Source organism: Flavobacterium sp. N502540 (assembly GCF_025947365.1).
Lineage (GTDB): Bacteria > Bacteroidota > Bacteroidia > Flavobacteriales > Flavobacteriaceae > Flavobacterium.
Window position 1 is genome coordinate 4609877 of record NZ_CP110012.1, and the last position, 13198, is coordinate 4623074.

10 protein-coding genes are annotated in these 13198 nt (G+C 34.9%); 2 read left to right on the forward strand and 8 right to left on the reverse strand.

Features of this window, described 5'->3' with window-relative positions; genetic code table 11:
• Nucleotides 1–166: 166 nt before the first annotated feature.
• Nucleotides 167–637 carry an Lrp/AsnC family transcriptional regulator gene (locus OLM58_RS19290; protein ID WP_264530210.1) on the forward strand — a complete coding sequence of 157 codons (471 nt, stop codon included), beginning with the start codon at nucleotides 167–169 and terminating at the stop codon, nucleotides 635–637.
• Nucleotides 638–737: 100 nt separating this feature from the next.
• On the opposite strand, the gene OLM58_RS19295 is transcribed toward OLM58_RS19290, so the two are convergent.
• From OLM58_RS19295 to OLM58_RS19305, 3 genes are all read right to left on the reverse strand, one after another.
• Entirely contained in the window at nucleotides 738–1517 is a 780-nt protein-coding gene (locus OLM58_RS19295) for a helix-turn-helix domain-containing protein (protein WP_264530211.1), read from the reverse strand.
• Nucleotides 1518–2424: 907 nt separating this feature from the next.
• Complete coding sequence (locus OLM58_RS19300) at nucleotides 2425–2781, reverse strand: hypothetical protein (RefSeq protein WP_264530212.1); 357 nt, start codon at nucleotides 2779–2781, stop codon at nucleotides 2425–2427.
• A 33-nt stretch (nucleotides 2782–2814) separates the two neighbouring features.
• Nucleotides 2815–3927: a major royal jelly family protein gene (locus OLM58_RS19305; RefSeq protein ID WP_264530213.1), complete on the reverse strand. Its 1113-nt coding sequence runs from the start codon at nucleotides 3925–3927 to the stop codon at nucleotides 2815–2817.
• A gap of 473 nt (nucleotides 3928–4400) precedes the next feature.
• On the opposite strand from OLM58_RS19305, the gene OLM58_RS19310 reads away from it, so the two are divergent.
• The gene (locus OLM58_RS19310; RefSeq protein ID WP_264530214.1) at nucleotides 4401–6053 is read left to right on the forward strand and encodes a hypothetical protein; all 1653 of its coding nucleotides are present in this window, start codon (nucleotides 4401–4403) and stop codon (nucleotides 6051–6053) included.
• 74 nt (nucleotides 6054–6127) lie between these two features.
• Here the strand turns inward: OLM58_RS19310 and OLM58_RS19315 are convergent, their stop codons facing one another.
• The 5 genes from OLM58_RS19315 to lon all read right to left on the reverse strand — a co-directional run bounded on the left by OLM58_RS19315 (nucleotide 6128) and on the right by lon (nucleotide 13061).
• Nucleotides 6128–7504, reverse strand: a complete 1377-nt coding sequence (locus tag OLM58_RS19315) for a nucleoside permease (RefSeq protein ID WP_264530215.1) — start codon at nucleotides 7502–7504, stop codon at nucleotides 6128–6130.
• 67 nt (nucleotides 7505–7571) lie between these two features.
• Nucleotides 7572–8264, reverse strand: coding sequence for a (d)CMP kinase (cmk, locus tag OLM58_RS19320; RefSeq protein WP_264530216.1), 693 nt, complete (start codon nucleotides 8262–8264; stop codon nucleotides 7572–7574).
• A 503-nt stretch (nucleotides 8265–8767) separates the two neighbouring features.
• Complete coding sequence (locus tag OLM58_RS19325) at nucleotides 8768–9370, reverse strand: murein L,D-transpeptidase catalytic domain family protein (RefSeq protein WP_264530217.1); 603 nt, start codon at nucleotides 9368–9370, stop codon at nucleotides 8768–8770.
• Nucleotides 9371–9374: 4 nt separating this feature from the next.
• Nucleotides 9375–10394, reverse strand: a complete 1020-nt coding sequence (gene porQ, locus OLM58_RS19330; RefSeq protein ID WP_017498485.1) for a type IX secretion system protein PorQ — start codon at nucleotides 10392–10394, stop codon at nucleotides 9375–9377.
• A gap of 213 nt (nucleotides 10395–10607) precedes the next feature.
• Complete coding sequence (lon, locus tag OLM58_RS19335) at nucleotides 10608–13061, reverse strand: endopeptidase La (protein ID WP_264530218.1); 2454 nt, start codon at nucleotides 13059–13061, stop codon at nucleotides 10608–10610.
• Between the last annotated feature and the right edge of the window lie 137 nt (nucleotides 13062–13198).

Here is a 13198-nt window from a genome sequence, read left to right on the forward strand (position 1 = left end):
ATTATCACACAAATTTATATATAAAAGTGTTATTATAACACCTTACTTTTACGTTTATTTAAAATTCGACATTTCATAGCCTTTTTTTTGTAATTTTGACACTTATAAAATCGTTTTTAACTTAAGAATTGTCAAAATAATAGAAATCTCTAAACTACGCCCAACCATGCCAAGTATCAAGAAGAATGAAAATACTGACTATTTAGACCGCGAAATCATACATAAACTAAGTGAAAATGGAAGAATCTCTTTTTCAGATCTCGCCAAGGAACTAAACATATCCAATTCATTGGTACATTTAAGAGTTAGAAAATTACAGGAATCGGGAATTATTACCGGTTTTTCGGTAAAACTAAATCCTAAAGAAATTGGTTTTGAAACCACTACTTATACAGGAATTGTGACTAAAGAAGCACGATTTTCCTATTCTATTGCCGAAAAATTAAAAGAAATTCCGGAAGTTGTAGAATGTCATTGGGTTTCGGGAAAGTATGCCTTATTTATTAAAATTGTGGCAATTAATAATGAAGAGCTTCGTAAAATTTTATACGAGCAAATTCATCAAATTGAAGGCGTAGGAAGTACTGATTCGTTCTTTTCATTTGGGTCAGCATTTGAAAAGAATCTGCCTGTATAACCATTTATACTAGCAAAAGGTTTAAAGTTATCCAGGTTTAAATTAGAAAAGCTGTTTCCTAAAATTTAATTTGAGGAAACAGCATGTATTTTAAAAGTACTTATATATTTTTTTCTATCAAATCATTAGACGGGTTTCTTCCAAAAACTTTAAAATATTTCTTTGAAAAATAATCAACTCTGGAGAAATTAAGGTCGTAGGCTAGACGAACAACAGAATCGTAAGATCCACTGCACAATAATTGATGAGCCAGAATAATTTTTTCTCTCTTAAAGAAATCATTTGGAGTTACACCTTCGATCTCTTTAAAAAGTCTCTTATATTTACTAGTAGACATATTGGCTACTTTTGACAGCTCTGTAATTCCGGGAAATTTATTCTTTAAATTATGCAGTAAATACTTTTTAGAAATCTCCATAGCTGTCAGGTCGATTTTTCTTATCCTACAAGATGGCAAAACAGCATCTGAATATCGTTGTATAAAATTCCCCAGTAATTTTAAGGCCACTCCTTTCAAATAAAAACCGGAAAATTGATCCAGAACTCTCTTCTGTTTTACGGAATCGATTAGTATTCTGCTGTTACTATCAATGAGATCGTAAAAACACAGCTCGCTACCGTCAAATTTATTATTAGCATTTAGAGTATTAACATACAAAGGCTGCAATAGTTTTTGGTCAACGATTAAACGCATTGTAAATATCCTTTTACCAGCCGGATGTTCGTAAATATTTTCTACACTATTCTTCCATACAAAGAGCCCTAAATTTGCCGGAGAGCCAATTTTATAACTGATATCGCGAATCTGAATCCAGTTGATCTCTTCGCTAAGATCAAAATTTATAATATACAAATCATCCTGACTTGCCAACTGTTTCATTCTTAAAGGTGCTGTCAGCTGATATAACTTGCTTTCTGAGTACAAATATAGAACGGTGTTACGAGATATGAATACCAGTTTCAATAAGTGCGTCACCTGTGGAATAATTGATCACTTTTACTGTAAATGTGGAATTCAATCTACACCTATAAAACTAAATCACTGATTATCAAAACAATTAAATCTGTCTTAACTGAAATAAATAGAAGTAAACGCATCATACAACAACAAATTTGATCATACAATTACACGGTTTCGCAAATTTTATGACAAAAAAAGAGGGGATTATCTCCCCTCTCAAAAAATGGTTAAATGTTAAAAATTTAAATTGGTTAGTTAGTTTACTTATTAAATCTTCTTTTTAGAACCTATAATTAAGTCCCGCTATAGCAATTCCTTTGTACCCGAAACCTAATTCTGTGAATGCTCCAAATGCTTTTCCTCTCTTAGATCTGCCGGATTAACCGAAAGCAAATCAAAGGGTATTATCTTTATAAGAGCCTCCAACTTTATCTTTTACAGACAATGCAATAAGCACTGCACCTCCGGAACCATAAAAATCTAATAAAAAAGTTTTAATATAACGATATTGTCCACTACTGTTCTCATATAATAATTGCTTTTCTTATTATTTAGAATTTTTACATTAAATTTAAATACTTTCCGTATCAATTAAACAATGGCTTTAAAAATAACTTTATTCTTACAAATATAAATTAATAGTAGTACGAAACGCGATTTTTTTAAAGAATTTAGCTATACATGTAATAAGTGGATATGTTTAGGTTATATGTGATACAAAAAAGAACATATTAAAGACTTATGAGTAAAATGCAAAAGCCTAAAAACCCATTAAACGTCTATGTATAATAGATTTTTAGGGAACTAACAGAAATCTTCGGCGGTTCTAGCCAAATAAAGCCATTCCGTTTTGCATTCTGTCTACTAAACCTATGCAAAGTATAAATGAAAATAATGCCGTTATTACTGCAATAAAAGCAAATACAAGTAACAATTTTCGAACAGAAGACCTGATAAAATGTTGCTGCTCTACTTGTAAAGCATACTGCCAGATATTTCTAAAGTTTTTATAAATCACAATGCCAACAAGCCCCATAATCGCAAAAATAGCAGCTGTCACTATAGTCAGTACATGAAAGAATAACTGATTGTCATGAAGAAAAACATCACTTAGTGTAACGAAACTAAGTATAAATAGCGCTGTTATAGCAATACTGATTGAAACTCTGAAGAATTTGAACATTTTACTCTTTAAATTAGATTTAGTATAATACTCTTATTGCTTAAAACGATAAATAAAATATGGAGGTTTCCCCTGATCGTCCGCACCTGTAAAAGCTGGTGAACTATTGAGCTGATTTACTGAAATATACATCCAGCCGTCCAGGCCTTTATAAACGTTATCCGGCCATTGCAATTTTTGAGTGTCCTGTACAATAGTAGTCAATTTACCCGCAGTATCCAACTTTGTTATAGCGTGTTCCTGTAAATTAGTAAAATAATGATTTCCGGCTTCATCTGTCAAAGCACCATCGCTAAAAGGTTTGCTGCCTACTTTTTTTATTGCCTTACTAATTTCGCCATCACTTTTACCTTCTCTAAATAGTTTGGCCGGCACGCTATACCATGAAGTTCCATTCATTGCTCCAAAAAATATCGTTTCCCTGTCGTTTGAAAGTGTAATCGGATCAATGGCTACACGAGCCGGTTTTCCTCCGAAATAAGTTACTTTACCATCAATAATCATATCTTTATCTTCTGCCTCCAAAGATACGTGCCCACTAAATCGACGTGTTTTTTTTGTTTTCAGATTTAGAACAATAATGCCCGGATTGGCAATATCGGCTAAGTAAGCAAAACCATTTTTTTCATCAATGGCAACATCCTGCGTGAATGTACCTTTAGGCGCAACAGTTTGAGGCAATTCAATTTTTTCAACTACCTTATTTTTACTGATATCAAAGCCCCAAAGTCTGGATTTACCTAATTCGAGTCCCATATCGGTAACCCATAACTGATTGTTTTTATCAAAGATTAATCCCAACATCGCATCAAATTTTGCATCGGTTGCTTTTGCATCGTACTTCTGGTAAGAGGCAGAAGGATAAGGAATGGCTTTTCCGTTTACAATCTCTACCAATTGCATCTTTTGACTTCCTAATGGATGTATGGTGGCAAAAATACGCCCTTCGGCAGATACAGCCACATCACCGGGACGGATGTCCATTGCAGCAACAACTTCTATACTATTTCCTTGCTGCTGTTTGTCTTGCAATTGTTTTTTTCTCTCATCTTCCAATTTCAGGTGCTGAATTTCTTTGTTCTGCTGTGCAATCATAGCAGTAGCGAGCAAAATCATAGTAGAAATTGCTAATTTTAATTTTGTCATGTCTTTTGAATTTTAAAATTTAATAAGCGGCCCTTTTAATAAGCGCTTTTAACATTGTTTTGTCCACGGTTTGTTGAAGACCCTGTTCTGCTGTGGCAAAATAACCACACAGTCCAGTTTTTGATCAAGACTTACTTTTATGGTTGCTGCAGTCAATTTACCGGACATTACGTGTCCGCCATAAGTACGGTCTGTTCGAAATAGTTATCTTACACAAACAAAGATATCCTTTAAAAAACTAGGAAAAATTGTACCTTACAGCTTTTTTCCTGTACAATTTTGTCATCAGCTTTAAAAAATAATCCTAATTCCTGATGAATTGCAATACCATTTTACACCAAAACACAGATGAGAGCTCAAAACATGATAGAATTAATTACTCTAACGGATAATATAATCCTGATTTCCGATAATAAACTAACATACAGATCTTCAGAAAGCAATGAAATTTGCTATTCCTTATTCTTAAAACTATGATACAATTAATTCCTTCCAAATTCCGAATATATTGCTATTCGGCAAGTTGTTTTTTAGTGTTCACCGGGTGTAAAACCATTGACCAGGATGTTATTCAGCATAACTTTATCGTCGGAGAAAGAAACAAAGGCGATTTATTTTACAATAATTTACTGGATGTCTCCATCGAAATACCGAAAGGTGTTGCTTATGACGATCTGTCTAAGATTAAAAAAAGTGCCCTGCAAAAACGAATTGGGAATTCCAAAGATGTTACTGCTGCTCACTTATTCCTAAGCTACAAAACAGACCAAAACTTAGAGACTTTCTATTTCTTTGAAAAGATTGAAAAGCCAAACGATACCATTGTTCATGAAAAACTGCTGCAAAATGACAGTATCAATGGAATTATTGTGTACGAAAAACTAAAGGGATCAAAAAAAATTGTTGCCCTTACGCGAATGTCAGCCAACACCAATCATTTGGAAAAGGCGACTGAAAGTATTAGGAAGGTTCATTTGGACAGTACCTCTTTGAATAAACTGTCGTATATGCATCTCTTTAATTATTATACCACTGAACCACATAAAAATTACCTGCAGGGAAGAGAAAAAATTAAAAAGGCTCCTATAAAAGATCCAAAAAAAATAATGCTCAAAAATCCTTTGTACTTAACAATCAATTCTTATATAGGTGATAATAGAGAATACGATGCATTGATTAAGGGCTATGAAAGCGATAAAAGTGATTTGAACCGCACCGTTTTAAACTCGCTGTCCCAAAATGAAGTGAAAAAAGAGGAAGCTGTAATTGCGGCAATTGGGGATCTCGCTAACGACAATCAGATAATTATACTCAATGAAGATCATTTTTATCCCAAGCATCGGTTGTTTGCCATGAATCTTCTGGATGTCTTGAAACAAAAAGGGTTTACTGTAATTTCGATGGAAACCTTTACACCAAATTATAGTACTAATACCGCGCCTGTTCCAAATGCCAAAAATGGTTTTTATATCAAAGATCCCTATTTTGGTCACTTTGTAAGGAAAGCCAATGCTATGGGATTTACTCTTGTGGGGCATGAAAATTCAGATCAGAAAATAGATCGGGAAATAGGGCAAGCCAGAAATGTCATGAAAATATTAGAGAAAGATCCAAAGGCTAAAATTTTTATTTATGTGGGACACGGTCATCTGGAAGAAGAAGGCAAAAAACGTCTTATGGCCAATTATTTAAAAGAATACTCACACATAGATCCCGTTACCATCAATCAGGAGACTGTTATGATGAAGACAAAAGAAAAATTAGTTCTGCTTCCAAAATCGGTATTCGCCAAAGATACTTTAATGAAATCAAGTGCCGATTACTTTTTAATCAATAATCTTGAAGCCAACCTGCAGTCTGTTTACCCTAATCAGGTTTTTAAAAAGGTTAGTCTGAAGGACCAAAAATTTATTCCGCTTAAAAACGAAGAGCTTTTGGTTGACGTTTTCTTATTAGACGAATACAATACCACTAAAAATGCAGATTTGTTAATTCCGATTCAATCTACGCTAATTACGCCGAAGGTTGATACAATTGAAACGAATTTGCCCGTGGGTCAGTATTATATTACCGTAAAATCAGCTAATAATGATCTGTTTTCATTTAATCGTATCGAAGTCAACTAAAGATACAAATGATGTCAAAAAAAATCCCGTTTTCATAGTGTTGAAAACGGGATTTTTAATACTGTTATTTCTTTCTAATGACTCAAATTCTCTAATTCTTTCGGGTTATGTTTGTGTTTGAATAAAATCGCAAAAGCAATTGCAATCACTAAGGCATAAGCTGCAAATGACAGCCAGATGGTTTGCCAGTCTTTCATTAAGATTGGATTCGTAAATATTCCATCTGCAGAAACTGAATTGCCTTGTCCTTTGACAAATTCCAGCATTTTTGAATTTGTACTCTCGGTTTGCAAAAATGAAGCCAGCTCGGTAGTATTCGTGAACGATTTAGTAAAAAAGCGATCAATAGCCCAACCTGAAGTTAAACTTCCTAAAACCGCTCCTATACCATTGGTCATCATCATGAACAATCCTTGCGCAGAGGAACGTATTTTCGAATCGGTATTGCTTTCAACGAACAACGAACCTGAAATATTGAAAAAATCAAATGCCATTCCGTACACGATACATGACAGTATGATCATCCATAAACCTCCTACCGGGTCTCCAAAACCAAATAATCCGAAACGCAATACCCAGGCCAGCATACTAATCAGCATTACCTGTTTGATTCCAAAACGTCTTAAGAAAAACGGAATTGCAAGAATAAATAATGTCTCAGAAACCTGAGAAATCGACATGATGATAGTCGAATATTTAATTACAAAAGAATCTGCATATTTAGGAAAATGTTTGAATTCGTCTAAAAATACGTCTCCGTAAGCATTCGTCAATTGCAAAGCACCTCCTAAAAACATAGAGAATACAAAAAACAAGGCCATTTTATAATTTCCAAACAATTTAAAGGCTTCCAATCCTAAAGTTTCCACCAGAGAAGCATCTTCTTTAGTAAGACGCTGTGGCTTACATTTTGGCAATGTGAAAGCATAAATCCCAAGAATCAGCGCACCAACTCCGGCGATGTAAAACTGATATTCTGTTGCTTTGCTTCCACTTAAATTAGTGATCCACATGGCGGCAATAAAACCAATAGTTCCCCAAACACGGATAGGCGGAAAATCTTTTACAATATTTTTATTATTTAATTTAAGCGAGGTATACGAAATAGAATTACTCAAAGCAATTGTTGGCATGTAGCAACACATTGCGATAAACATTACGTATATAAAATTATCTGGTGTGGTAACGTGTGCAATACCAAATAAAACTACTGCATAAAGAATGTGCAGGACACCATACAGTTTTTCTGCATTAATCCATCTGTCTGCAATAATTCCGGTTAAAGTGGGCATGAATAAAGAAGCAATTCCCATGGTTCCGAAGACCAAACCAAACTGAGTTCCTTCCCAGTTTTTAGTTCCAAACCAATAATTTCCAATTGTTATAAGCCAGGCTCCCCAAACAAAAAATTGAAGAAAGCTCATTATAATCAACCTGTTTTTAATTCCCATATGATGAAATTGTCTTTAAAATAAATGAAGCGGTAAAACTACCATTAAAAATGATATCTACAAAAAATTAAATTGTTTTAACAACATCTGTTACTAATTCCAGCACTGCTGTAAACTGTTCTTCTCTGTTTAAGTAAGAATTATCTATTTCTATCGCATCATCGGCAATAATTAATGGAGAATCTTCACGATGTGTATCGATATAGTCTCTTTCGACTACATTTTTTAAAACATCTTCATAAGAAACGTCGTCGCCTTTTTGCTGCAATTCATCAAAACGTCTTTGTGCACGGGTTTCGGCACTGGCTGTCATGAATATTTTAAGTTCGGCATTTGGGAATACTACAGTACCAATATCTCTTCCGTCCATTACAATACCTTTATTTTTTCCCATTTCCTGCTGTTGTTCCACTAATTTGGAACGCACTTCAGAAACTTCTGCTACTTTACTAACGAAACTGGAAACTTCGATGGTTCTGATTTGTTTTTCTACATTTTCACCGTTAAGATACATCTCGGCAAAACCAAGATCGGCATTAAACTTAAACTCTAACTGAATGTTCGGTAAAGCCGTTATAAGGGCTGCTTTATCAAAAAAATCGACTGCAATAAGCTGGTTCTGCATGGCAAAGTACGCTACGGCACGGTACATTGCTCCGGTATCTACATAAACATACTCTAGCTCTTTTGCTAATTGTTTTGCCAAAGTGCTCTTTCCTGTTGAGGAGAATCCATCAATTGCAATGGTAATTTTTTTCAATTTTTATATTTTTTAAATTTAAACTTATTTACTGCGCTGGTCCGGCTTCAATAGTAAATACTCCTCAAAATATCGGATCCGGAAGTATCAATTATCTTAGCCACTCTTTCAAAATATTTCCTGTTCACCATCGGGTATCCGTAACTGTTGCAAATATATCCTTTTTGCTCTTTATACGGAACATCAAAATAATAATGAAAAGCAATCTCTCCTGAAGACTTTCTAATTTATTATTGCTGATGGCGTTACCCTCCGGGTCGGGCTGTACGCTAAATCTTTTGCGACATAAAATTCATAAACGATGAGAACCTACTGGTATCGCAAAAGGATATCGCTGCCATCCCTAACGCGTTCTCCTACCAGGAAATATCCCGTCTTATTTTACATTAGATTATAATACTTATGCATTCCGGATCACATTGTACTAATTTCAGGCATAAAAAAAGCTGTTGAAAGAACAACAGCTGTATGATTTATTTGATTGAAATTATACTTTATGCGTCCTAATAATAAACATCTAAAATGATATTTGACTTAGAACAATCTATATATTTTTCTAGTCTTTTAAAGAACTGTTCATTAACCATCGGACAGCCATGGCTGTTACTGATGTAATAATCTTGTTCTTCATAAGGAACTGCAGAGTAATAATGTAACACTATGGCTCTTTTTAAAGCATTATTATTGGTTTCATCCAGACCGTTTAATTTATACGCTTTTCCGAAGATTCCTTTATAACATTTCTGAATCGCATATCGGCCTAAAGCAGTGCAATTGGAATTAGGAGTATTACTGAAACGTAAACTTCCTTTTACACCCGTTTCTGATCCTGAACCATGTGCTACAAGCCCCTGATCGATAACTTTATTGTTTACCAAATCGTAAACAAAAAAACGATTTTTCCCTGACGGTATGCTCATATCAACGAAAAAAGCAATTTTGGTATTGTATTTAGAATCAATACTCATCATGTTTTTTATTTCGTTTACTCTAAGGTTCATACGCTCTACTTCCAGACTGGAAATAGCGGTTTCTTTTTTATAGTAGTGTTTTGCACCCGTTAAAACTCCAACTGTTAAAAACAAAAACAAACTAAGTATTTTCATATCATTACTGAAAATTTAAAATTAGACCAAAAAGACTTGTATTTGCTGCTAAAGTGTATCTGGAATATGAATAGTTAAATTTTAACCTGTTCATTTTTAATCCAAATCCTACTGACACCCCTGAAAAATTACGCTGTTCATTCACCCGTAATTCTTCTCCCCTTCTAAAATTATATCCTAAACGCAAATTAAATGCTTTTTTTGGGAAAAGTTCTACTCCTAAAACAACATGCCTTAAAGCGTTGTTTAAAAACGAAACTTTTTCTTTGTTTGTTGATCCATCTATGCCGGTTCCTCCACGAACGGGATTCGAAAAAGAGATGTTCCACTGTTGCAAATTTTCTAATGTAAGATGCCAGCGAAGGGGCACATGCTCTAATTCCTGAGAAACTCCAGCCACGATTTCAAATGGTAAATTTTCCTTTATACCCGAGTACGTTGTAAACTGCGTACCTATATTACGGATTACCAGACCCAAATTTACGTCATTTTTTTCAATTACATACAAAAAACCTAAATCAATTGCTCCTCCTATCGAATTATAACTTTCTAAAGTTGAAGTTATTAGCTTAGCACTTGCTCCAATGTGCAAATCAGTATAAGGAACATTATAAGCATAACCCAATGAAAGTGCGCCTTCACTCCCGGTAAAATTTGAAGTGGCCTGACCATTTTCATCATAACCCTCAAATGAACCATAATTGACATAGCTCACTCCTGCATAAAATGTCTGCACATGTCTGTCGTAAGTATAAGCATAAGAAGCTGTTCCATAAGAAGCTTCTCCATAGTAACTCCCATAATTCAGAGCAAGACGATTGTCCATATCTTCATTTAAAGCTGCCGGGTTAGACATCACCTGATTGACATCCTCGTCATAAATCGTGATTGTTTCTCCACCTAATGCTGCCTGTCTCGGAGAAGTCGTTAAATTCAAGAACTGATAGGTGTGACGCCCTCCTATTTGCCCATAACTAACGGAGCAAATTGTTACTAATAAAAATAAAACAAACTGTTTTAACATTCTTCTGGGGCGATCCTATAGAGGGATAACGCAAGTGCGAAGATAAAATTATATAACAAACAAAAATAAATTCCAATGCAAAAAATCCAAATAATAAAATTCCAAATTCCAAAACTGTTGCCTTAGATTAAATTCCAATAAAAAATTCCAAATTCAAACCTGAGGTCACAGATTGGAATTTGGAATTTTTGTATTGAAGATTAACTATAAACTTTATTTCAGCGTTTTCGCGTTCTTAACATTCTGATCTGTCAATGCCAGAGCCAGAACTTCGCTCATTTCTTTCACATAATGAAAAGTAAGTCCTTCTAAATATTCGGCTTTAATTTCATCAATGTCACTTTTATTTTCATGACATAAAATGATCTCTTTAATATTGGCTCTTTTTGCTGCCAGGATTTTTTCTTTAATTCCGCCCACCGGTAAAACTTTACCACGAAGCGTAATTTCTCCTGTCATTGCTAAACTTTTCTTTACTTTCTTTTGTGTAAGTAATGAAACTAAAGACGTTAACATGGCTATTCCTGCACTTGGACCGTCTTTTGGTGTTGCGCCTTCCGGTACGTGTAAATGGATATTGTACTTTTGAAACAATTCAACATTCAAACCTAATTTTTTAGCATTGGCTTTGATGTACTCTAAAGCAATTGTAGCCGATTCTTTCATTACATTACCAAGGTTTCCGGTAATGGTCAAAGCTCCTTTTCCTTCCGAAATCAAAGATTCGATAAACAAAATATCTCCACCCACACTCGTCCAGGCTAAACCTGTAACTACTCCTGCAATATCGTTGTTTTCATATTTATCACGTTCCAATCTTGGTACTCCCAAAACAGTCACGATATCTTCGTCGGTTACTTTTTTATTGTACTCTTCTTCCATCGCAACCGCTTTTGCTGCATTACGAATGACCTGAGCAATTTTAGTTTCAAGATTACGAACTCCGGATTCACGTGTGTATCCTTCTACGATTTTTTCCAGTTGTTTTTTACCAATGGTCAAATCTTTAACTGTCAATCCGTGTGCTTCTAATTGTTTCGGGAAAAGGTGTCTTTTGGCAATTTCAACTTTTTCTTCGATGGTGTAACCGGACATTTTGATTACTTCCATTCTGTCGCGTAATGCCGGCTGAATGGCTGACATATTGTTTGAAGTTGCGATAAACATTACTTTAGACAAATCGTACCCCATTTCAAGGAAGTTGTCGTAAAAAGCATTGTTTTGCTCCGGATCTAATACTTCTAATAAGGCTGAAGACGGATCGCCACTGTTACCGCTTGACAATTTATCAATCTCATCCAGTATAAAAACAGGATTTGAGGTTCCGGCTTTTTTCAAACTCTGAATGATTCGTCCCGGCATAGCACCGATATAAGTCTTTCTGTGTCCGCGAATTTCAGCTTCATCACGCAAACCACCTAAAGAAATACGCACATACTCACGCCCTAATGCTTCAGCAACCGAACGACCGATAGAGGTTTTACCTACTCCCGGAGGCCCTGTCAAACATATAATTGGCGATCTCATATCGTTACGAAGTTTCAATACTGCCAAATGTTCGATCATTCTTTTCTTTACTTCTTCAAGTCCGAAATGATCTTTATCTAATACTTTTTGTGCATGTTTTAAATCGAATTTATCTTTAGAATATTCCCCCCAAGGTAATTCTAAAAACAATTCCAGGTAGTTACGCTGAATTCCAAAATCAGGGGATTGCGGGTTCATTCTACGCATTTTAGACAATTCTTTTTCGAAATGTTTCTGCGTTTTCTCGTCCCACTTTTTGGTTTTGGCCTTCAATCCCATTTCATCCATTTCTTCTTCCTGCGAAACGCCTCCCAATTCTTCCTGAATGGTCTTCATTTGCTGGTGAAGGAAATATTCACGCTGCTGCTGGTCTAAATCAAAACGAACTTTTGACTGAATGTCGTTCTTCAATTCTAATTTTTGCAGTTCCACATTCATGTAACGCAAAGTTTCAAGTGCCCGTTCTTTTAATCCGTTTATTGATAACAAACCTTGTTTTTCTTTTACGGATAAATTCATATTGGAAGAAACAAAATTGATTAAAAACGACTGGCTTTCAATGTTTTTAATCGCAAAAGTAGCTTCTGACGGAATGTTTGGACTTTCTTTTATAATTTGGATCGCCAGTTCTTTTACTGAATCTAAAATTGCGGTAAACTCGGTATCATCTTCTGCCGGACGTTCTTCTGAAACTTCTTTGATCGTGGCAGTGATATAAGGCTCTTCTGAAACTACTTCATCAATTTCGAAACGTTTTTTACCTTGTAGAATTACGGTTACGTTTCCGTCAGGCATTTTTAAAACGCGAAGAATTCTGGCTACGGTTCCAATTTTATGAATATCATCTTTTGACGGGTCTTCGTCTTCTTCATTAATCTGAGAAACCACACCAATAATTTTTCCGCCGGCATTGGCATCATTAATTAATTTGATTGATTTATCTCTTCCTGCCGAAATCGGAATAACAACTCCCGGAAATAAAACGGTATTACGCAACGGTAAAATAGGCAACGAGAGCGGAAGCTCTTCGTTATTCATTTCCTCTTCGTCTTCCGGAGTTAATAATGGAATCAAATCTGCTTCTGAGTCAAATTCCTGAAGTGACAGATTGTCAATTGTGAGTATTTTATGGTTTGACATAATAGTATATAAGTCGTTTTGTCATTAAATATTTCATACTAACCGCAAATATAACTTTACAGGCGGTAGTTTTAGTTAAATCTGTGCAAAGTATTTCATTTACAAGATTAGCGGTAAAAATAGACAATCATTGTGCC